General features: G+C 42.0%; 30 protein-coding genes. All 30 read right to left on the bottom strand.

Translation table 11 applies throughout. The features are described from left to right. Positions 1-21: 21 nt before the first annotated feature. Positions 22-768: a type I methionyl aminopeptidase gene (gene map / locus GKC25_RS00845; RefSeq protein WP_003217210.1), complete on the bottom strand. Its 747-nt coding sequence runs from the start codon at positions 766-768 to the stop codon at positions 22-24. Further along, positions 765-1,418 carry an adenylate kinase gene (locus GKC25_RS00840; RefSeq protein WP_034665602.1) on the bottom strand — a complete coding sequence of 218 codons (654 nt, stop codon included), beginning with the start codon at positions 1,416-1,418 and terminating at the stop codon, positions 765-767. The genes map and GKC25_RS00840 overlap by 4 nt, the downstream gene beginning before the upstream one ends. 55 nt (positions 1,419-1,473) lie before the next feature. Beyond that, positions 1,474-2,766 carry a preprotein translocase subunit SecY gene (gene secY, locus GKC25_RS00835; protein ID WP_012008710.1) on the bottom strand — a complete coding sequence of 431 codons (1,293 nt, stop codon included), beginning with the start codon at positions 2,764-2,766 and terminating at the stop codon, positions 1,474-1,476. Position 2,767: 1 nt separating this feature from the next. Further along, entirely contained in the window at positions 2,768-3,208 is a 441-nt protein-coding gene (gene rplO / locus GKC25_RS00830; RefSeq protein WP_003216888.1) for a 50S ribosomal protein L15, read from the bottom strand. Between the two features lie 30 nt (positions 3,209-3,238). Then, positions 3,239-3,421 carry a 50S ribosomal protein L30 gene (gene rpmD / locus GKC25_RS00825; RefSeq protein WP_003217067.1) on the bottom strand — a complete coding sequence of 61 codons (183 nt, stop codon included), beginning with the start codon at positions 3,419-3,421 and terminating at the stop codon, positions 3,239-3,241. Between the two features lie 13 nt (positions 3,422-3,434). Further along, positions 3,435-3,935 carry a 30S ribosomal protein S5 gene (gene rpsE, locus GKC25_RS00820; protein WP_003217179.1) on the bottom strand — a complete coding sequence of 167 codons (501 nt, stop codon included), beginning with the start codon at positions 3,933-3,935 and terminating at the stop codon, positions 3,435-3,437. A gap of 24 nt (positions 3,936-3,959) precedes the next feature. Next, the gene (gene rplR, locus GKC25_RS00815) at positions 3,960-4,322 is read right to left on the bottom strand and encodes a 50S ribosomal protein L18 (RefSeq protein ID WP_003216951.1); all 363 of its coding nucleotides are present in this window, start codon (positions 4,320-4,322) and stop codon (positions 3,960-3,962) included. A gap of 32 nt (positions 4,323-4,354) precedes the next feature. Continuing rightward, positions 4,355-4,891: a 50S ribosomal protein L6 gene (gene rplF / locus GKC25_RS00810; RefSeq protein WP_003217186.1), complete on the bottom strand. Its 537-nt coding sequence runs from the start codon at positions 4,889-4,891 to the stop codon at positions 4,355-4,357. 31 nt (positions 4,892-4,922) lie between these two features. Next, positions 4,923-5,321 carry a 30S ribosomal protein S8 gene (gene rpsH, locus GKC25_RS00805; protein WP_003217040.1) on the bottom strand — a complete coding sequence of 133 codons (399 nt, stop codon included), beginning with the start codon at positions 5,319-5,321 and terminating at the stop codon, positions 4,923-4,925. Positions 5,322-5,352: 31 nt separating this feature from the next. Then, positions 5,353-5,538, bottom strand: coding sequence for a 30S ribosomal protein S14 (gene rpsN, locus GKC25_RS00800; protein WP_008356542.1), 186 nt, complete (start codon positions 5,536-5,538; stop codon positions 5,353-5,355). 22 nt (positions 5,539-5,560) lie between these two features. Beyond that, positions 5,561-6,100: a 50S ribosomal protein L5 gene (gene rplE, locus GKC25_RS00795; RefSeq protein WP_003217159.1), complete on the bottom strand. Its 540-nt coding sequence runs from the start codon at positions 6,098-6,100 to the stop codon at positions 5,561-5,563. A 25-nt stretch (positions 6,101-6,125) separates the two neighbouring features. Then, positions 6,126-6,437: a 50S ribosomal protein L24 gene (gene rplX / locus GKC25_RS00790; RefSeq protein WP_003217151.1), complete on the bottom strand. Its 312-nt coding sequence runs from the start codon at positions 6,435-6,437 to the stop codon at positions 6,126-6,128. A 35-nt stretch (positions 6,438-6,472) separates the two neighbouring features. Beyond that, positions 6,473-6,841 carry a 50S ribosomal protein L14 gene (gene rplN / locus GKC25_RS00785; RefSeq protein ID WP_003216882.1) on the bottom strand — a complete coding sequence of 123 codons (369 nt, stop codon included), beginning with the start codon at positions 6,839-6,841 and terminating at the stop codon, positions 6,473-6,475. Positions 6,842-6,880: 39 nt separating this feature from the next. Next, positions 6,881-7,144, bottom strand: a complete 264-nt coding sequence (gene rpsQ, locus GKC25_RS00780; RefSeq protein WP_003216906.1) for a 30S ribosomal protein S17 — start codon at positions 7,142-7,144, stop codon at positions 6,881-6,883. 25 nt (positions 7,145-7,169) lie between these two features. Beyond that, on the bottom strand, positions 7,170-7,370 hold the full coding sequence (rpmC, locus tag GKC25_RS00775; protein WP_003217155.1) for a 50S ribosomal protein L29: 201 nt from the start codon (positions 7,368-7,370) through the stop codon (positions 7,170-7,172). Then, complete coding sequence (gene rplP / locus GKC25_RS00770) at positions 7,360-7,794, bottom strand: 50S ribosomal protein L16 (RefSeq protein WP_003156478.1); 435 nt, start codon at positions 7,792-7,794, stop codon at positions 7,360-7,362. Before rplP ends, rpmC begins: the two co-directional genes overlap by 11 nt. A 1-nt stretch (position 7,795) precedes the next feature. Next, positions 7,796-8,452, bottom strand: coding sequence for a 30S ribosomal protein S3 (gene rpsC, locus GKC25_RS00765; RefSeq protein ID WP_003217241.1), 657 nt, complete (start codon positions 8,450-8,452; stop codon positions 7,796-7,798). 3 nt (positions 8,453-8,455) lie between these two features. Next, entirely contained in the window at positions 8,456-8,797 is a 342-nt protein-coding gene (gene rplV / locus GKC25_RS00760; RefSeq protein ID WP_007496316.1) for a 50S ribosomal protein L22, read from the bottom strand. A gap of 17 nt (positions 8,798-8,814) precedes the next feature. Next, the gene (gene rpsS / locus GKC25_RS00755; RefSeq protein WP_003216920.1) at positions 8,815-9,093 is read right to left on the bottom strand and encodes a 30S ribosomal protein S19; all 279 of its coding nucleotides are present in this window, start codon (positions 9,091-9,093) and stop codon (positions 8,815-8,817) included. 57 nt (positions 9,094-9,150) lie between these two features. Next, complete coding sequence (gene rplB, locus GKC25_RS00750; protein WP_007496314.1) at positions 9,151-9,984, bottom strand: 50S ribosomal protein L2; 834 nt, start codon at positions 9,982-9,984, stop codon at positions 9,151-9,153. 28 nt (positions 9,985-10,012) lie between these two features. Beyond that, positions 10,013-10,300 carry a 50S ribosomal protein L23 gene (rplW, locus tag GKC25_RS00745; RefSeq protein WP_003217016.1) on the bottom strand — a complete coding sequence of 96 codons (288 nt, stop codon included), beginning with the start codon at positions 10,298-10,300 and terminating at the stop codon, positions 10,013-10,015. Further along, positions 10,300-10,923, bottom strand: a complete 624-nt coding sequence (rplD, locus tag GKC25_RS00740) for a 50S ribosomal protein L4 (RefSeq protein WP_007496312.1) — start codon at positions 10,921-10,923, stop codon at positions 10,300-10,302. Before rplD ends, rplW begins: the two co-directional genes overlap by 1 nt. A gap of 27 nt (positions 10,924-10,950) precedes the next feature. After that, on the bottom strand, positions 10,951-11,580 hold the full coding sequence (gene rplC / locus GKC25_RS00735; protein WP_012008703.1) for a 50S ribosomal protein L3: 630 nt from the start codon (positions 11,578-11,580) through the stop codon (positions 10,951-10,953). A gap of 37 nt (positions 11,581-11,617) precedes the next feature. Further along, a complete protein-coding gene (rpsJ, locus tag GKC25_RS00730; RefSeq protein ID WP_003156464.1) occupies positions 11,618-11,926 on the bottom strand; it encodes a 30S ribosomal protein S10 in 309 nt (102 codons plus the stop codon). Positions 11,927-12,144: 218 nt separating this feature from the next. Continuing rightward, a complete protein-coding gene (locus GKC25_RS00725) occupies positions 12,145-13,104 on the bottom strand; it encodes an alpha/beta fold hydrolase (RefSeq protein WP_187704282.1) in 960 nt (319 codons plus the stop codon). A gap of 110 nt (positions 13,105-13,214) precedes the next feature. Beyond that, entirely contained in the window at positions 13,215-14,405 is a 1,191-nt protein-coding gene (gene tuf, locus GKC25_RS00720) for an elongation factor Tu (protein WP_034283892.1), read from the bottom strand. Between the two features lie 118 nt (positions 14,406-14,523). After that, positions 14,524-16,602 carry an elongation factor G gene (fusA, locus tag GKC25_RS00715; RefSeq protein ID WP_034665610.1) on the bottom strand — a complete coding sequence of 693 codons (2,079 nt, stop codon included), beginning with the start codon at positions 16,600-16,602 and terminating at the stop codon, positions 14,524-14,526. A gap of 54 nt (positions 16,603-16,656) precedes the next feature. Then, the gene (rpsG, locus tag GKC25_RS00710) at positions 16,657-17,127 is read right to left on the bottom strand and encodes a 30S ribosomal protein S7 (protein WP_003216884.1); all 471 of its coding nucleotides are present in this window, start codon (positions 17,125-17,127) and stop codon (positions 16,657-16,659) included. 120 nt (positions 17,128-17,247) lie between these two features. Next, positions 17,248-17,667 carry a 30S ribosomal protein S12 gene (rpsL, locus tag GKC25_RS00705; protein ID WP_003216962.1) on the bottom strand — a complete coding sequence of 140 codons (420 nt, stop codon included), beginning with the start codon at positions 17,665-17,667 and terminating at the stop codon, positions 17,248-17,250. Between the two features lie 112 nt (positions 17,668-17,779). Next, positions 17,780-18,028 carry a 50S ribosomal protein L7ae-like protein gene (locus GKC25_RS00700; RefSeq protein ID WP_034665612.1) on the bottom strand — a complete coding sequence of 83 codons (249 nt, stop codon included), beginning with the start codon at positions 18,026-18,028 and terminating at the stop codon, positions 17,780-17,782. Positions 18,029-18,092 lie beyond the last annotated feature (64 nt).

The raw sequence follows: 18,092 nt of genomic DNA, 5'->3' as shown, positions 1-18,092 counted from the left end.
CTGAAAGGCTTCAGTGAAGACCTAAATCTTAGTCAGTATATCAAAACCTGTATCTGTAATCGCAATCGTATGCTCAAAGTGAGCACACTTTTTCCCATCAACCGTTACAACCGTCCAGTTATCAGCCAATGTTTTCACATATCGGCTGCCTGCGTTCACCATCGGTTCGATGGCCAACACCATTCCAGGTTTTAGCCGCGGGCCTTTGTTGGGCGGACCATAATGAGGAATTTGAGGGTCCTCATGAAGATCCTGTCCGACCCCATGTCCAACATATTCTCTAACAACTGAGAAATTCTCGTTTTCTACATACGTTTGTATGGCATGGGAAATGTTCGACAGACGTTCGCCTGGCTTTGCTTCCTGTAAGCCTTTATATAGAGATTCCTCTGTGACTTCCAGTAGTTTGCGGTCTTCATCACTGATTACCCCAACTGGATAAGTCCAAGCAGAGTCACCATGATAGCCATTTAACTTTGCGCCAATATCGATACTAATGATGTCGCCATCACGTAAAACCCGTTTACCAGGAATACCGTGAACGAGTTCTTCATTCACCGAAACGCAAATGCTCCCGCGAAAACCATTATACCCTTTAAAAGATGGGATTGCACCCTGCTTTGTAATAAAACGTTCGGCAATTTGATCCAATTCTTTTGTCGAAATACCTGGTTTTATGTGTTTCTTCAGCTCTTCATGAGTCAGTGCGACAATGCGTCCAGCTTCTCTCATAATCTCAAGCTCGCGAGGAGTTTTACAGATAATCATTTATTTAATCCCCCAAGCAGGTTCTTGATATCTGCATATACATCGTTAATGTGCTTCGCACCATCAATGTTTGCAAGATATCCTTTTTCTGAATAGAAGTTCAGTAAAGGTTCAGTCTGCTTTAAGTTTACTTCAAGTCTAGTCGAAACGGTTTCTGCATTATCATCTGCACGTTGATAAAGTTCGCCTCCACACTTATCGCAAACATTTTCTTTCGCAGGTGGATTGAATACTAAATGATATGTCGCTCCGCAATTTTTGCAAATTCTTCGGCCAGTCAGACGCTCCATCAAAGCATCTTTATCGACTTTAATATTAATGACATAATCAATCGTTCTGCCAAGGTCCTTTAGAATTTCTTCTAAAGCTTCAGCCTGAGCGACTGTTCGCGGAAATCCGTCCAGAAGAAAACCTTGTTCACAATCATTTTTGCCAAGTCTTTCTCTAACAATACCGATTGTGACCTCATCAGGAACAAGCTCTCCTTTATCGATAAAGGATTTTGCTTCGAGCCCAAGTTGTGTCTCCTCTTTCATAGCAGCGCGGAACATATCTCCTGTTGAGATATGAGGGATCCCATAATCATCAACAATTCGTTCTGCCTGAGTGCCTTTACCAGCACCCGGAAGCCCCATTAAGACTAAGTTCATTTCGGATTTCCCCTTCCTTACTTAGAGAGGTTGGGCAGAAGCCCAGCCCTCTGTTTTATTTCATAAATCCACGGTAGTTTCGTTTCACTAATTGGCTTTCAAGCTGTTTCATTGTTTCAAGTGCAACACCTACAACAATGAGAAGACTTGTGCCGCCAATTTGTGCAGCGGAAGGTAATCCAGCGAATTGAATGAAAAAGATAGGAAGTATTGAAATCACGGCTAAGAAAATGGCGCCCACAAACGTGAGTCGGTACAAAATGCTCGTAATTCTATCTTGAGTCATTTTCCCTGGACGAACTCCCGGGATATAGCCACCCTGCTTTTGCAGATTTTCAGCCATTTGTTCAGGATTCACTTGGACAAAGGCATAAAAATATGTGAAAGCAACAATCAGTGCTACATAAATCGTCATACCGATTGGCTTAGTATAGTCAAAGTTGTTGGTTATCCAAGTTGTCACATTATTGGTTCCGAAGAACGATGCAACCGTCTGCGGAGTAATAATGAAAGAAACGGCAAAGATGACTGGAATCACCCCTGCTGGATTCACTTTCAATGGAAGGTGCGTTGCTTGACTAGCAGACATTTGTGCACGGCCAGTTCCTTTTGAATATTGAATCGCAATCTTTCTCACTGCCATTTGAATGTAAATAACACCGATAACAATGACAAGGATAGCAATAACAATAAGGGCAATTTTCAGGATTTGCATGAACAGCTGTCCATCTCCACCCACAAATTGCTGAGCGTACACTTGTTTTAATGTTTGAGGGATACCTGCGATGATACCGGCAAAGATAATAATCGAAATACCGTTACCAACACCGTGAGCAGTAATCTGCTCTCCCAGCCACATTAAAAATGCTGTTCCCGCAGTGAGTACGACCGCAATTAAGAGGTACGTTGAAACACCTGGGTTTTCAATCAGCATGCCTCCTGCCATATTGTTGAATCCATATGACATTCCTAACGCCTGGATAAAACCTAGAACAATTGTAAAATACCTTGTGAATTGTGCTAATTTTCGGCGGCCAACCTCTCCTTGCTTTGACCACTCAGTAAACTTCGGAACAACATCCATCTGCAAGAGCTGAATGATGATCGAAGCAGTGATATACGGCATAATCCCCATTGCAAGAATGGAGAATTGGAAAAGTGCCCCGCCCCCAAACGTGTTGAGGATCCCGAAAACACTCATTTGATCCTGTGCCTGGAGAACTTCGGCGTTCACATTAGGCACAGGGATGAAAGCACCTATACGAAAGACGATTAACATTAAAAGAGTGAATATAATCTTATTCCGTATATCTTTCACGCGCATAAAATTGGAGATTGTCTTAAACAAGTTAGATCACCTCGGCTGTACCGCCAGCAGCTTCAATAGCTTCTTTCGCAGAAGCAGAGAATTTATTGGCTTTTACAGTTAATTTTTTTTCTAATTTACCGTTGCCAAGAATTTTTACTCCTGCTTTTAACTTGCTTATTGCACCAGTCTCTAGAAGAAGTTCAGGAGTTACTTCCGTTCCTTCGTCAAAACTGTTTAATCTGTCTAAGTTGATAACCGCGTAATCTTTACGGTTGATGTTTGTAAAACCACGTTTTGGAAGACGTTGGAATAAAGGCATTTGACCACCTTCGAAACCAGGGCGTACACCGCCGCCAGAACGAGCGTTTTGACCTTTATGACCTTTACCAGAAGTTTTACCGTTACCTGATCCAATACCACGACCAACACGGTTGCGTACTTTACGTGAACCTTCTGAAGGCTTCAATTCATGAAGTTTCATTTGGGCACCTCCTTATCGATTAAAAATGTTTTATTGTTCTTTAACAGAAACTAAATGAGACACCTTGTTAATCATGCCGCGGATCGCTGCATTGTCTTCATGTACGACTGTTTGGTTTGTTTTCTTAAGACCAAGAGTACGAACAGTGACACGCTGATCTTCTGGGCGACCGATTACACTGCGTTTGAGGGTAATTTCTAATTTATTTGCCATTAATGTTCCCTCCTTATCCTAACAGGTCTTCTACAGATTTTCCACGAAGCTTCGCAACGTCTTCAGCACGTTTAAGTTCACTTAAACCCTGAAGTGTTGCGCGGATCATGTTGATCGGTGTATTAGAACCTAGAGATTTAGAAAGGATATCAGCTAGACCAGCAAGCTCAAGAACCGCACGCACTGGGCCTCCAGCGATAACTCCTGTACCTTCTGAAGCAGGCTTCAATAGAACGTTTCCTGCACCGAATCGACCGATGATTTCATGTGGAATTGTAGTTCCAACCATTGGTACTTCAATTAAATTCTTTTTCGCATCTTCAACAGCTTTGCGGATCGCTTCTGGTACTTCTTGTGCTTTACCAGTACCGAAACCTACATGACCGTTTTTGTCACCGACAACAACTAAAGCTGCAAAACGGAAACGACGTCCACCTTTAACAACTTTCGCTACGCGGTTAACCGTAACTAAGCGTTCTTCTAACTCTAATTTGCTTTGGTCAATACGACTCATTCGGATGTGTCCCTCCTTCTTTTATTAAAATTTAAGTCCAGCCTCACGAGCAGCTTCAGCTAGAGCTTTTACACGTCCATGATATAAGTATCCTCCGCGGTCAAATACCACGTTAGAGATTCCTTTTTCAACAGCACGTTTTGCAACAAGTTCGCCAACTTTAGTAGCAGCTGCAGCGTCAGAACTATTCTCGATCTTTAACTCTTTATCAAGAGTAGAAGCACTTACAAGTGTTACACCGTTAACATCATCAATTACTTGAGCGTAGATGTTCTTGTTAGAACGGAAAACGTTAAGGCGAGGTCTTTCAGCAGTACCTGAAAGTTTCGCACGAACACGAGCGTGTCTTTTAAGACGAGTAGCGTTTTTGCTAGTTTTCGTAATCATCCGAGTCACTCCTTTCTTCACATTAAGCGATCTTACTTACCAGTTTTTCCTTCTTTACGGCGAACGAATTCACCTTCGTAACGAATTCCTTTACCTTTGTAAGGCTCTGGAGAACGGACAGCGCGGATGTTAGAAGCTAGAGCTCCCACACGCTCTTTATCGATACCTTTAATGACTACTTTCGTTTGAGATGGAACTTCGACTTCAACTCCAGCCTCAGGAACGATTTCAACTGGATGAGAGTATCCAACGTTAAGAACAAGTTTGTTTCCAGATTTAGCTGCACGGTAACCGACACCGATAAGTTCTAAACCTCTTTCGAAACCTTTAGATACACCTTCAACCATGTTTGCAATTAAGCTACGTGTTGTACCATGTAAAGCACGGTGTTCTTTATGATCAGACGGACGGCTTACAGTTAAGACGCTGTCCTCAATTTTAATTTCCATATCAGGGTGAAATGTACGAGTTAGTTCACCTTTTGGTCCCTTTACTGTCACTGTGTTATCGTTGTTTGTCACAGTAACTCCTGAAGGGATCTCGATTAGTTTTTTACCTATACGAGACATACCAAGCACCTCCATTCATCTTAAACTTTTTTTACCATACGTAAGCAAGTACTTCTCCACCAGCTTGTTTAGCACGGGCTTCTTTGTCCGATAAAACACCTTGTGATGTAGAAATAATTGCGATTCCAAGTCCGTTAAGTACACGTGGTACTTCATTTGATTTCGCATATACACGTAAACCAGGTTTACTGATTCTTTTTAGACCAGTGATAACACGCTCGTTGTTTTGGCCATATTTAAGGAACATACGGATAATTCCTTGTTTGCTGTCTTCAACATATTCAACGTCACGGATAAAACCTTCACGCTTTAAGATTTCAGCAATTTCTCTTTTGATTTTTGAAGCCGGTACTTCTAGCTTCTCATGACGTACCATGTTCGCATTGCGAATACGAGTCAGCAAATCTGCAATCGGATCTGTCATAACCATTATTTAATAACCTCCTTCCCATTTATGGGGATTACCAGCTGGCTTTTTTAACGCCAGGAATTTGTCCTTTATATGCAAGTTCGCGGAAACAAATACGGCAAAGTTTAAACTTGCGAATTACTGAATGTGGACGTCCACAACGTTCGCAGCGCGTATACTCTTGAACTTTAAACTTTTGTTTGCGTTGTTGTTTCGCAATCATAGACTTTTTAGCCACGATTTCGCCTCCCTTTCATTGATTATTTCTGGAACGGCATACCTACTTGAGTTAATAACTCACGTGCTTCTTCGTCCGTATTGGCAGTCGTAACGATAACGATATCCATACCACGGACTTTTGTTACTTTATCGTAATCAATTTCTGGGAAGATTAACTGTTCTTTAATACCAAGCGTGTAGTTTCCACGACCGTCGAAAGATTTCTTAGAAATCCCGCGGAAGTCACGTACACGTGGTAAAGATACAGAAATAAGTTTATCAAGGAAATCGTACATGCGCTCTCCGCGAAGTGTTACTTTCGCACCGATTGGCATTCCTTCACGTAGACGGAATCCAGCAATAGACTTCTTCGCACGAGTAACGACAGGTTTTTGACCAGCGATAAACGTTAATTCTTCAACAGCAGTATCGATTGCTTTAGCGTTTTGAACAGCGTCACCAACACCCATGTTGATCACGATTTTTTCGATTTTTGGCACTTGCATTACTGATTTGTATTCAAACTTAGAAACTAATGCAGGTGTAATTTCTTTTACATACTTTTCTTTAAGGCGGTTCATGAGAAAGACCTCCCTTCCTTATTTACTATTTATCTAGAACTTGCCCAGACTTTTTCGCTACACGGACTTTCTTTCCGTCCTCAACTTTATACCCAACACGTGTCACTTCACCCGTTTTAGGATCAAGCGGCATTACGTTTGATACGTGGATCGGCGCTTCTTGTTCAGAAATTCCGCCTTGAGGGTTAGCTTGGGTTGGTTTAGAGTGTTTTTTCACAAGGTTAATACCTTCTACTAAAACACGGTCATTCTTAGGGAAAGCAGCAAGGATGACTCCTTGTTTACCTTTATCTTTACCAGAGATAACCACTACTTTATCGCCCTTTTTAACATGCATTTAATCGCACCTCCTTGAGTCGCGGATTGTATTCATTAAAGTACTTCTGGTGCTAGAGAAACAATTTTCATATAGTTGTTTTCACGAAGTTCACGTGCTACTGGTCCGAAGATACGAGTTCCACGCGGGCTCTTGTCGTCACGGATAATGACACATGCATTTTCATCGAAACTGATGTAAGATCCATCGTTTCTGCGAGCTCCGCTCTTTGTACGAACGATAACTGCTTTCACAACTTCACCTTTTTTGACAACGCCTCCTGGTGTTGCTTGTTTAACCGTACAAACAATGACATCACCGATGTTAGCCGTCTTACGTCCAGAGCCACCAAGAACTTTAATCGTTAGTACTTCGCGTGCGCCAGAGTTGTCAGCTACTTTTAAACGAGTCTCCTGTTGAATCATTAATGTTACCTCCTTTCGGAAAAAGAAATCCGAACTTTATTAGATAATAACGGCTTCTTCGACAACTTCAACTAGACGAAAGCGTTTAGTCGCAGATAAAGGACGAGTTTCCATGACCTTTACGATGTCTCCGATTTTTGCTTGGTTGTTTTCATCATGTGCTTTGAACTTCTTAGAGTATCTTACACGTTTGCCATAAAGTGAATGCTTTTTGTATGTTTCAACTACAACAGTGATGGTTTTATCCATTTTGTCAGAAACAACACGACCTTGATACACTTTACGTTGGTTACGTTCGCTCATGTTTGCGGGGCCTCCCCTCTAATTATTATTTATTAGCAGCGATTTCTCTTTGACGAATCACAGTTTTCATGCGTGCGATTGATTTACGCACTTCACGAATGCGAGCAGTGTTTTCAAGCTGCCCAGTCGCTAATTGGAAACGAAGATTGAAAAGTTCTTCTTTAAGAGACTTTACTTTTTGTTCAATTTCAGCAGTGGTAAGGTCACGAATTTCATTAGCTTTCATTTGATTCACCACCAATTTCTTCACGTTTTACGAACTTCGTTTTAATTGGCAATTTGTGAGATGCAAGACGAAGAGCTTCACGAGCAACTTCTTCAGACACACCAGAAATTTCAAATAAAACTTTGCCCGGTTTTACTACAGCTACCCATCCTTCTGGAGCACCTTTACCGGAACCCATGCGGACTTCTAGAGGTTTAGCTGTGTATGGCTTAGAAGGGAAAATTTTAATCCAAACTTTACCGCCACGTTTCATGTAACGAGTCATAGCAATACGAGCAGCTTCGATTTGACGGTTCGTGATCCAAGAAGCTTCAAGAGCTTGGATACCGTACTCACCGAAATGTACTTCAGTGCCACCTTTTGCACGACCACGCATTTTCCCACGATGTTCTCTGCGATACTTCACGCGTTTTGGCAATAACATATTATTTTCCTCCTTCCGCAGTATTCTTCTTAGTTGGAAGGACTTCTCCACGATAGATCCATACTTTTACGCCAAGCTTACCATAAGTAGTGTCAGCTTCAGCAGTAGCATAGTCGATGTCAGCACGAAGTGTGTGCAACGGAACAGTACCTTCACTGTAATATTCAGAACGAGCAATATCTGCACCGCCAAGACGACCAGAAACCATTGTTTTGATTCCTTGTGCTCCAGCACGCATTGTGCGTTGGATTGTTTGTTTTTGTGCACGACGGAATGAAATACGATTTTCAAGTTGACGAGCGATGTTTTCAGCAACTAGCTGAGCATCAAGATCTGCTCTCTTGATTTCAAGAATGTTGATGTGTACACGTTTGCCAGTTAGGCTGTTAAGAGCTTTACGAAGTGCTTCAACTTCAGATCCGCCTTTACCAATTACCATACCTGGTTTAGCCGTGTGGATTGTGATATTTACGCGGTTTGCAGCACGTTCGATTTCTACTTTAGAAACAGACGCGTCAGACAAACGCTTGCTGATGAATTCACGGATTTTCAAGTCTTCATGTAAGAAGTCAGCGTAATCTTTTCCTGCGAACCATTTAGATTCCCAATCACGAATGACGCCAATACGAAGACCTACTGGATTTACCTTTTGACCCACGGATTATCCCTCCTTCTTTTCTGATACAACGATTGTAATGTGGCTAGTACGTTTGTTAATTGCGCTCGCACGACCCATAGCACGTGGACGGAATCTCTTAAGTGTTGGACCTTCGTCAACGAATGCTTGAGTAATCACTAGGCTGTTAGCGTCCAACTCGTAGTTGTGCTCAGCGTTTGCGATAGCAGATTTTAATACTTTTTCAATAATTGGTGAAGCAGCCTTAGGTGTAAGGTTTAAGATAGAAACTGCTTCTCCTACTTGCTTACCTCGGATCAGGTCCATTACTAGACGTGCTTTACGAGGAGCAATACGGACTGTTCTTGCGACAGCTTTAGCTTGCATTTAAAAGCCTCCTCTCATTAGCGTCTTGTTTTTTTATCGTCACTAGCATGACCTTTGTAAGTACGGCTTGGTGCGAATTCGCCCAATTTGTGACCTACCATATCTTCAGAAATGAAAACAGGTACATGTTTGCGTCCGTCATAGACAGCGATTGTGTGACCGATGAATTGTGGGAAAATTGTAGAACGACGAGACCAAGTTTTTACGACTTGCTTTTTGTCAGTTTCATTCAATTTCTCGACTTTAGCCATCAAATGATCATCAACAAATGGTCCTTTTTTTAAGCTGCGAGCCATTGTGGAACCTCCCTTCGTGATTGAACTACGGTCCTAAATGAACCGTAGACAACCCCGTTACTTGTTTTTACGACGACGTACAATGAATTTATCAGACTTGTTGGTTTTCTTACGAGTCTTGAATCCAAGAGTCGGTTTACCCCATGGAGACATTGGTGATTTACGTCCGATTGGAGCGCGTCCTTCACCACCACCGTGTGGGTGATCGTTAGGGTTCATTACAGAACCACGAACTGTTGGGCGTACGCCTTTCCAGCGAGAACGTCCAGCTTTACCGATGTTAATTAATTCGTGTTGCTCGTTTCCAACTTGACCGATAGTCGCACGGCAAGCAGAAAGAATCATGCGAACTTCTCCTGAGTTCAAACGTACAAGAACGTATTTACCTTCTTTACCAAGAACTTGAGCAGAAGTACCAGCAGAACGAACTAATTGTCCACCTTTACCTGGTTTTAATTCAATGTTATGCACAACTGTACCAACTGGGATGTTGATAAGTGGAAGAGCATTACCTGGTTTGATGTCAGCTTCTGGTCCAGAAGTAACTTCAGTACCAACTTGGATTCCTTTCGGAGCAAGAATGTAACGTTTCTCACCATCTGCATAGTTTACAAGAGCGATGTTCGCTGAACGGTTTGGATCATACTCGATTGTAGCAACGCGTCCAGGTATACCGTCTTTATCACGCTTAAAGTCGATGATACGGTATTGACGTTTATGACCGCCACCTTGATGACGAACAGTCAATCTACCTTGGTTGTTACGTCCGCCTTTTCTGTGAAGCGGTGCAAGCAACGATTTTTCTGGTTTGTCAGTCGTGATTTCAGCAAAATCTGAAGTAGTCATGCCACGACGACCATTACTGGTTGGTTTATACTTTTTAATCGCCATTTTGAATTTCCCTCCTTCTTTTTAAGATTTACGCTTCAAAAATTTCGATTTCTTTGCTGTCAGCAGTTAATTTCACGATCGCTTTTCTGCGACGGCTAGTCATACCAGTGTAGCGTCCAACGCGTTTAGATTTTCCTTTGTAGTTTTGAACGTTGACTTTCTCAACTTTCACTCCAAAGATTTCTTCAACAGCGTCTTTCACTTCTGTTTTGTTAGCTCTGACATCAACTTCGAACGTGTACTTCTTCTCTGTCATTAGATCAGCAGAACGTTCAGTAATGATAGGGCGCTTTAGAACATCACGAGGATCTTTCATTATGCAAGTCCCTCCTCTACTTTTTCAACCGCTGCTTTAGTGATCAGAAGTTTGTCGTGGTTGACAACGTCAAGAACGTTGATACCGTTAGCTTCAACAACTGTTACTCCAGGGATGTTACGAGCAGATAAAGCAACTGTTTCGTTTGCATCCGCAGTGACGATCAACGCTTTCTTCTCAACAGATAATCCTTTAAGGATGCCTGCGAATTCTTTCGTTTTCACTGCATCAAGAGTCAAATCTTCAAGAACGATGATGTTGTTGTCGATTACTTTAGAAGACAATACTGACTTGATAGCCAAGCGGCGAACTTTTTTAGGTAATTTATATGAATAACTGCGTGGTGTTGGACCGAATACGATACCGCCTCCGCGCCATTGTGGTGAACGAATAGAACCTTGACGAGCACGACCTGTACCCTTCTGTCTCCAAGGCTTACGACCTCCGCCACGTACTTCAGAACGAGTTTTTACTTTATGAGTTCCTTGACGTAAGGAAGCTCTTTGCATAAGAATAGCATCGAATACTACGCTTTCGTTTGGCTCGATTCCAAACACAGAAGCGTTTAATTCGATTTCACCGTTAGTAGAACCGTTTTGGTTAAATAATGCTACTTTTGGCATGACTTGTTTCCTCCTTTCCTAAGAGAGTTATTTAGATTTAACTGCACTCTTTACAGTTACTAGAGATTTTTTAGCTCCTGGTACATTTCCTTTGATCAATAGAAGATTGCGTTCTGCATCAACTTTAACGATCTCAAGGTTTTGGACAGTGATTTGCTCTCCGCCCATACGACCTGGAAGAAGTTTACCTTTGAATACTCGGTTTGGATCAACAGGTCCCATTGAACCAGGACGACGGTGGTAACGTGAACCGTGAGTCATTGGTCCGCGTGATTGTCCGTGGCGCTTGATAGCCCCTTGGAATCCTTTACCTTTTGATGTTCCTGTTACATCTACGATATCTCCATTTGCGAAAATATCAACTTTGACTTCCTGACCAACTTCATACGCATCTAACTCCGCACCGCGTAATTCTTTTACGAAGCGCTTAGGAGCAGTTTCCGCTTTAGCAACGTGGCCCTTCTCTGGTTTGTTAGAAAGCTTTTCACGTTTGTCGTCAAAACCGATTTGGATTGCTTCATAGCCATCCGTGTCAGTAGTCTTCTTTTGAAGAACAACGTTAGCAGCAGCCTCAACAACAGTTACAGGGATAAGATCACCGTTTTCTGCGAATACTTGCGTCATACCAATTTTTCTACCTAAGATTCCTTTGGTCATTAGTCACACCTCCTATAATATGTGTTTTCTATTTGAATTAAAGTTTGATTTCGATATCTACACCAGATGGTAAATCTAAACGCATAAGTGCATCAACTGTTTGTGGAGTTGGATTCACGATGTCGATTAGACGTTTGTGAGTACGCATCTCAAATTGCTCACGAGAATCTTTGTACTTATGCACCGCACGAAGGATTGTGTAAACTGATTTTTCAGTTGGAAGCGGGATTGGACCAGATACACTAGCACCAGAACGCTTAGCCGTTTCAACAATCTTCTCAGCAGATTGATCAAGAATTCTATGATCATATGCTTTTAAACGAATACGAATTTTTTGTTTTGCCATTATTTTCCCTCCTTTTCGCCTACTTACGTTAGACAGTTCTCCGTGAGAAAAACCTGATCACCTTGCCATGGCAAAGCGGCCGGGTGTGTCAGCAACCTCTCACTTCATCGCAGTCAAAGACCAACATGCACTATTGTACCAAATTGGCCTGCGTGTTGCAATAATAAATCGGATAAATTTATGATTTGCACACTTTTCATATTATACAGGGGTTCAGCCTATAAATCAAGCTTTCCCTGAAGATGATGTACAGCAGTCTTTTTTATGGTACGGATAAATTCTTCTGGTTCTTCTAGATGCGGGGAATGTGCAGATTCTTTAAAGGTGAACCATTCTTTGATTGGTGCTGTTAATTGATCAACATATGGTTTTGATACAGCAGCTGGTGTAATCATGTCATATGCGCCAATGATAAAGTAGCAAGGTATTAATATAGTAGAAACTCGGTATTCAATGCTCTCATTCATCAATTCATCCCATAGCATGTCCTGACTAAACTTCTGTCCTTTAAGGAACTTCCACTTATCTTTCAGCTGATATTCCTTACTAAAAAGAAATCCGCGCAGCATTTGAATAAGCGGCCTCCACCTATGTGTGAGACCTACGCTTCCGACCTCTTTATAGAGAGAGAACAGAGCATGAGCTGATATTCGTTTCCACGGAGGAGGCGTCAGTAATCGCAGGCACCAAGTAAACATCCGATTCCGATGGTATTTCTCCAAAAGGAGCTCGTACGACACAATATCTTCTTTTAATACATCTACTACCTGACTAATTCCATAATAAGCATGATATAGATCTGGACGCTTATGTACTGCTTGTATGGCGATTAATGATCCCCATGAATATCCTGCGATGTACAATTTTGATTGACCTAGATATGAAAGGACTTTCTCTGTCAGTTCAATCGTATCTTCAATAAATTGCTGAATGGTCATGGAAGTATCGGGAAGATTCTTTTGATAGGAAAGTCCTGCACCTCGCTGATCCCAATGAACTACTGTAAAATCTTGATTAAGTTCCTCATGAAACGAGTCGATATAGCTGATTTGAGCGGAGCCGGGCCCACCGTGTAAAAATAAAAGAACAGGCTTCGCTTCATTTGTGTGATCTTCTTTGATCATAATCCATTGGTCAACCCCGCCGATTAACCATTTCTTCAAATATATCTTCGTCATTCCAGTGATCCTCTCGGTTCCAATTAGATTCTATAGCTTATAGTAGCCGTTCTGATCTGGAAAAGCAAAAAAAGAGACCCTTTTGCAAGGAGTCTCTTTTATATGTTTTATTACTTAATGATAGTTGAAACGACGCCAGAACCTACAGTACGTCCACCCTCACGGATAGAGAAACGAGTTCCTTCTTCGATAGCGATAGTAGAGATAAGTTCAACTTCCATCTCAGTGTTATCGCCAGGCATTACCATTTCAGTACCTTCTGGAAGATGTACGATACCAGTTACGTCAGTTGTACGGAAGTAGAACTGCGGACGGTAGTTAGCGAAGAATGGAGTATGACGTCCACCCTCTTCTTTAGAAAGTACATAAACTTCAGCTTTGAAACGGCTATGTGGAGTGATTGTACCTGGTTTAGCAAGTACTTGACCACGTTGGATATCTTCACGAGATACACCACGAAGTAGTGCACCGATGTTGTCACCAGCTTCAGCATAGTCAAGAAGCTTACGGAACATTTCAACACCTGTAACAGTTGTTTTACCGTTTTCTTCTTGAAGACCGATGATTTCAACTTCGTCACCGACTTTAACTTGTCCACGCTCAACACGACCAGTAGCAACTGTTCCACGACCAGTGATTGAGAATACGTCCTCAACTGGCATCATGAATGGCTTCTCAGTGTCACGCTCTGGAGTTGGGATGTACTCATCAACTGCATCCATAAGTTCAAAGATTTTTGCTTCGTAATCAGCATCACCTTCAAGAGCTTTAAGAGCAGAACCTTTGATAACAGGTACATCGTCACCAGGGAAGTCATAGTCAGAAAGAAGGTCACGAACTTCCATTTCAACAAGTTCAAGTAACTCTTCATCGTCAACCATGTCACATTTGTTAAGGAATACTACGATGTATGGTACACCTACGTTACGAGAAAGTAGGATGTGCTCACGTGTTTGTGGCATTGGACCATCAGCAGCAGATACTACTAAGATCGCGCCGTCCATTTGAGCAGCACCAGTGATCATGTTTTTAACATAGTCAGCGTGTCCTGGGCAGTCTACGTGTGCATAGTGACGAGTTTCAGTTTCATACTCAACGTGTGCTGTTGAGATTGTGATTCCACGCTCGCGCTCTTCTGGAGCACCATCGATTTGGTCATAAGCCATAGCCGTACCTTTACCAGATTTCTTATGAAGAACTGTTGAGATAGCAGCAGTTAGAGTTGTTTTACCATGGTCAACGTGTCCAATTGTACCAATGTTAGCATGCGATTTGGAACGGTCGAATTTTTCTTTAGCCATTCTAAAAATCCTCCTTAAAGGTTCATTGTATTTGGTATAGAGTGATAGAAAGTGAAGAGTTACCTCTCACTTTCTGATCTTCAATAGTAGTTATACTTTAGTTTAAAGGCAAAATCAATTATTCACCTTTATTTTTTTTGATGATTTCTTCACTGATGCTCTTAGGCACTTCTTCGTAGTGATCCATGTGCATAGTGAAAGTACCGCGTCCTTGTGTATTAGAACGGAGTGCAGTTGCATATCCGAACATTTCAGAAAGTGGAACCATTGCGCGAACAACTTGAGCGTTACCGCGAGCTTCCATACCTTCTACACGTCCACGACGAGATGTGATATCACCCATGATGTCTCCCATGTATTCTTCAGGGATAACGACTTCCACTTTCATCATTGGCTCAAGTAGAACTGGGTTACATTTGCTGACAGCATTTTTCAATGCCATAGATGCAGCAATTTTAAACGCCATTTCGTTAGAGTCAACATCGTGGTAAGATCCATCAAATAATTTTGCTTTGATGTCGATTAATGGGAATCCAGCTAATACACCATTTTCAAGTGAATCTTCAAGACCTGCTTGAATAGCTGGAATGTATTCACGAGGAACAACCCCACCGACGATTGCATTTTGGAATTCGAAGCCTGCGCCTTCTTCGTTTGGTTCGAATTCGATCCAAACGTGTCCGAACTGACCGCGTCCACCAGACTGACGTACGAATTTACCTTCAACTTTTGCACCAGAACGGAATGTTTCACGGTACGCAACTTGAGGAGCTCCTACGTTAGCTTCAACCTTGAACTCACGCTTCATACGGTCAACAATGATATCAAGGTGAAGCTCACCCATACCAGAGATGATCGTTTGACCAGTTTCAGTGTTTGTTTGTGTACGGAAAGTTGGATCCTCTTCAGCTAGTTTAGCTAAAGCGATACCCATTTTATCTTGGTCAGCCTTAGACTTAGGCTCGATTGCTACATCGATAACTGGCTCTGGGAATTCCATAGACTCAAGGATAACAAGACTTTTCTCGTCACAAAGAGTGTCACCAGTTGATGTATCTTTAAGACCTACAGCTGCTGCGATATCCCCTGCATATACAGTAGAAATTTCTTCACGGCTGTTTGCGTGCATTTGAAGGATACGTCCAACACGCTCACGCTTGTTCTTAGAAGAGTTCTTCACGTAAGAACCAGAATCAAGTGTTCCAGAGTATACACGGAAGAAAGTTAGTTTCCCAACATAAGGGTCAGTCATTACTTTAAAAGCAAGGGCTGCGAATGGTGCGTCATCAGTAGACTCACGTACAACCTCTTCATTTGAATCTGGCAAGGTACCTTTGATTGCAGCAACATCAGTTGGTGCAGGAAGGTAATCAAGCACAGCGTCAAGTACAAGCTGAACACCTTTGTTTTTGAAAGCAGATCCAACAAGAACTGGATAGAATTCAACATTCAACGTTCCTTTACGGATTGCAGCTTTCAATTCAGGAATTGTAATTTCTTCACCCTCAAGGTATTTTTCCATAAGCTCTTCGTCAAGCTCAGCGACAGCTTCAATTAGGCTGTTGCGAAGCTCTTCAGCTTTGTCTTTATACTCAGCAGGGATTTCTTGTGCATCAGAGCGAGTTCCAAGGTCATCTTCGTAGAAGTATGCTACGTTTTCTACAAGGTCGATGATTCCTTCGAATTGATCTTCAGCGCCGATCGGCAATTGAATTGCATGAGCGTTCGCTTGAAGACGATCTCTTAATGTGCCTACAGAGTAAAGGAAGTCCGCACCTGTTTTATCCATTTTGTTAATGAATACGATACGAGGTACTCCGTAAGTTGTTGCTTGGCGCCAAACCGTTTCAGTTTGTGGCTCTACACCTGATTGTGCATCTAGAACAGTAACCGCACCATCAAGTACACGTAAAGAACGTTCAACTTCAACTGTGAAATCTACGTGTCCTGGTGTATCGATGATGTTTACACGGTAACCTTTCCATTGTGCTGTAGTAGCAGCAGAAGTGATTGTAATACCACGTTCTTGCTCCTGCTCCATCCAGTCCATTTGGGAAGCTCCTTCGTGAGTTTCGCCAATTTTATGGATACGACCAGTGTAGTATAAGATACGCTCAGTCGTTGTCGTTTTACCGGCATCGATGTGAGCCATGATACCAATATTACGAGTTTTGTCTAAGGAGAACTCTCTTGCCATTGGGTAATTTCTCCTTCCTTATTAGGGAATAGTTTTTTTAGTTTGGTATAAATCCTACCAGCGGTAGTGAGCGAATGCTTTGTTCGCTTCTGCCATTTTGTGTGTATCTTCACGTTTCTTAACAGCAGCACCAGTGTTGTTAGCTGCGTCAAGGATTTCGTTAGCAAGACGCTCTTCCATCGTTTTTTCTCCACGAAGACGAGCGTAGTTTACTAACCAGCGAAGACCTAAAGTAGTACGACGGTCTGGGCGAACTTCTACAGGAACTTGGTAGTTGGCTCCACCTACACGACGTGCTTTAACTTCAAGAACTGGCATGATGTTTTTCAAGGCTTGTTCGAAAACCTCCATCGCTTCATTACCAGTACGTTCTTTGATGATATCAAATGACTTGTAGAGAATTGTTTGTGACTTTCCTCTTTTACCGTCGATCATCATTTTGTTGATCAAACGAGATACAAGTTTAGAATTGTAAATTGGATCTGGCAATACGTCTCTTTTTGCTACAGGACCTTTACGTGGCATCTGATAGCCTCCCTTCTCATTTAAAAGGATTTCTATCTGTCTCTCATCTCAATATCATTGTCAGTTGCCTGACTCCACTGATCTGATATCAACTTCTAAAAACCCTTATGTTTGTTTGTATTATTTGCTTTGTTTAGGGCGTTTTGTTCCGTATTTAGAACGTCCTTGCATACGACCGTCAACTCCGGCAGTATCAAGCGCACCACGAACGATGTGGTAACGTACACCCGGTAAGTCTTTTACACGTCCGCCACGGATAAGTACTACACTGTGCTCTTGTAGATTATGTCCGATACCAGGAATGTAAGCTGTTACCTCAATCAGGTTAGACAAACGTACACGAGCATATTTACGTAGTGCTGAGTTTGGTTTTTTCGGTGTCATTGTACCGACACGAGTACAAACCCCGCGCTTCTGTGGAGATGTTACGTTAGTGTGCTCTTTTTTGAAACTGTTGTATCCTTTGTTAAGTGCAGGAGACTTTGAGTTTTCAACTTTACTCACGCGTCCTTTGCGTATTAGCTGATTAATTGTAGGCATGTTGTTATTCCTCCCTTCGTTGCTTTTTTTATAACCCACATACCCAGGTGGTTCATCAAAAGGCAAAAAACAATGCTTTTGCATTTACACATGCAAAAACAAAACAAGTACGCTATAACATAATGGCAACAGCTGCTGCCCCAACTTCAATTCCGCAGGCTTTGCCGAGCTTTTTCATGGAATCTACCACTAAAATGTCTACACCCTTCTCTTGCGCTAGTTTTATTACACTAGCTGTTAAAGCAGGATCAGCATCTTTCGCTACGACGATTTCCTTTACTGAATCTCGTTTCAGAGCTTTTACTGTTTGCTTCGTACCAATAATAATGGATTGAGCCTGTGATACTTTATCATAAGACATCGAATATCCTCCAAAGTAACAGGTTTTATTTTGAGCACCTTGGTTATATTATCATCATGGCAGA

Origin of the sequence: Bacillus pumilus (assembly GCF_038738535.1) — a bacterium.
In the GTDB taxonomy this organism is placed as follows: domain Bacteria; phylum Bacillota; class Bacilli; order Bacillales; family Bacillaceae; genus Bacillus.
The sequence above is the reverse complement of the archived record's forward strand: the minus strand, read 5'-3'. Positions and strand labels throughout refer to the sequence as shown.

What these genes read in the sequence shown, in the direction of transcription:
- map (WP_003217210.1), bottom strand. Translation starts at nt 768, where the DNA reads ATGATTATCTGTAAAACTCCTCGCGAGCTTGAGATTATGAGAGAAGCT.
- GKC25_RS00840 (WP_034665602.1), bottom strand. Translation starts at nt 1,418, where the DNA reads ATGAACTTAGTCTTAATGGGGCTTCCGGGTGCTGGTAAAGGCACTCAG.
- rplO (WP_003216888.1), bottom strand. Translation starts at nt 3,208, where the DNA reads ATGAAACTTCATGAATTGAAGCCTTCAGAAGGTTCACGTAAAGTACGC.
- rpmD (WP_003217067.1), bottom strand. Translation starts at nt 3,421, where the DNA reads ATGGCAAATAAATTAGAAATTACCCTCAAACGCAGTGTAATCGGTCGC.
- rpsE (WP_003217179.1), bottom strand. Translation starts at nt 3,935, where the DNA reads ATGAGTCGTATTGACCAAAGCAAATTAGAGTTAGAAGAACGCTTAGTT.
- rplR (WP_003216951.1), bottom strand. Translation starts at nt 4,322, where the DNA reads ATGATTACGAAAACTAGCAAAAACGCTACTCGTCTTAAAAGACACGCT.
- rplF (WP_003217186.1), bottom strand. Translation starts at nt 4,891, where the DNA reads ATGTCTCGTATAGGTAAAAAACTAATCGAGATCCCTTCAGGAGTTACT.
- rpsH (WP_003217040.1), bottom strand. Translation starts at nt 5,321, where the DNA reads ATGGTTATGACAGATCCGATTGCAGATTTGCTGACTCGTATTCGCAAT.
- rplE (WP_003217159.1), bottom strand. Translation starts at nt 6,100, where the DNA reads ATGAACCGCCTTAAAGAAAAGTATGTAAAAGAAATTACACCTGCATTA.
- rplX (WP_003217151.1), bottom strand. Translation starts at nt 6,437, where the DNA reads ATGCATGTTAAAAAGGGCGATAAAGTAGTGGTTATCTCTGGTAAAGAT.
- rplN (WP_003216882.1), bottom strand. Translation starts at nt 6,841, where the DNA reads ATGATTCAACAGGAGACTCGTTTAAAAGTAGCTGACAACTCTGGCGCA.
- rpsQ (WP_003216906.1), bottom strand. Translation starts at nt 7,144, where the DNA reads ATGAGCGAACGTAACCAACGTAAAGTGTATCAAGGTCGTGTTGTTTCT.
- rpmC (WP_003217155.1), bottom strand. Translation starts at nt 7,370, where the DNA reads ATGAAAGCTAATGAAATTCGTGACCTTACCACTGCTGAAATTGAACAA.
- rplP (WP_003156478.1), bottom strand. Translation starts at nt 7,794, where the DNA reads ATGTTATTGCCAAAACGCGTGAAGTATCGCAGAGAACATCGTGGGAAA.
- rplV (WP_007496316.1), bottom strand. Translation starts at nt 8,797, where the DNA reads ATGCAAGCTAAAGCTGTCGCAAGAACAGTCCGTATTGCTCCTCGTAAA.
- rpsS (WP_003216920.1), bottom strand. Translation starts at nt 9,093, where the DNA reads ATGGCTCGCAGCTTAAAAAAAGGACCATTTGTTGATGATCATTTGATG.
- rplB (WP_007496314.1), bottom strand. Translation starts at nt 9,984, where the DNA reads ATGGCGATTAAAAAGTATAAACCAACCAGTAATGGTCGTCGTGGCATG.
- rplW (WP_003217016.1), bottom strand. Translation starts at nt 10,300, where the DNA reads ATGAAAGATCCTCGTGATGTTCTAAAGCGCCCTATCATTACTGAACGT.
- rplD (WP_007496312.1), bottom strand. Translation starts at nt 10,923, where the DNA reads ATGCCAAAAGTAGCATTATTTAACCAAAACGGTTCTACTAACGGTGAA.
- rplC (WP_012008703.1), bottom strand. Translation starts at nt 11,580, where the DNA reads ATGACCAAAGGAATCTTAGGTAGAAAAATTGGTATGACGCAAGTATTC.
- rpsJ (WP_003156464.1), bottom strand. Translation starts at nt 11,926, where the DNA reads ATGGCAAAACAAAAAATTCGTATTCGTTTAAAAGCATATGATCATAGA.
- GKC25_RS00725 (WP_187704282.1), bottom strand. Translation starts at nt 13,104, where the DNA reads ATGACGAAGATATATTTGAAGAAATGGTTAATCGGCGGGGTTGACCAA.
- tuf (WP_034283892.1), bottom strand. Translation starts at nt 14,405, where the DNA reads ATGGCTAAAGAAAAATTCGACCGTTCCAAATCGCATGCTAACATTGGT.
- fusA (WP_034665610.1), bottom strand. Translation starts at nt 16,602, where the DNA reads ATGGCAAGAGAGTTCTCCTTAGACAAAACTCGTAATATTGGTATCATG.
- rpsG (WP_003216884.1), bottom strand. Translation starts at nt 17,127, where the DNA reads ATGCCACGTAAAGGTCCTGTAGCAAAAAGAGACGTATTGCCAGATCCA.
- rpsL (WP_003216962.1), bottom strand. Translation starts at nt 17,667, where the DNA reads ATGCCTACAATTAATCAGCTAATACGCAAAGGACGCGTGAGTAAAGTT.
- GKC25_RS00700 (WP_034665612.1), bottom strand. Translation starts at nt 18,028, where the DNA reads ATGTCTTATGATAAAGTATCACAGGCTCAATCCATTATTATTGGTACG.